Consider the following 348-nt stretch of genomic DNA (forward strand, 5'->3'; position numbering starts at 1 on the left):
CACGGACTCATAGCTCAGCTGGATAGAGTACTCGGCTACGAACCGAGCGGTCGCAGGTTCGAATCCTGCTGAGTCCGCCACCTTTGAAGTGGCTTTTCTTGAAAAGCTATTTCGAGAACCAGTGGTAATCTGGTCTAAAAGTACCCATGCGGACTCATAGCTCAGCTGGATAGAGTACTCGGCTACGAACCGAGCGGTCGCAGGTTCGAATCCTGCTGAGTCCGCCACTTTTCGAAGTGGCTTTTCTTGAACAGCTATTTCGAGAACCAGTCGTAATCTGGTCTAAAAGTACCCATGCGGACTCATAGATCAGCTGGATAGAGTACTCGGCTACGAACCGAGCGGTCG

At 51.4% G+C, this 348-nt stretch carries 2 tRNA genes; both read left to right on the top strand.

Features of this window, described 5'->3' with window-relative positions:
* Positions 1 to 3 precede the first annotated feature (3 nt).
* Positions 4 to 80 (top strand) — tRNA-Arg (locus IAE37_RS28640).
* Positions 81 to 150: 70 nt separating this feature from the next.
* Positions 151 to 227 (top strand) — tRNA-Arg (locus IAE37_RS28645).
* Positions 228 to 348 lie beyond the last annotated feature (121 nt).

This window comes from Pseudomonas sp. S31, from assembly GCF_016648105.1.
Classification (GTDB): domain Bacteria; phylum Pseudomonadota; class Gammaproteobacteria; order Pseudomonadales; family Pseudomonadaceae; genus Aquipseudomonas.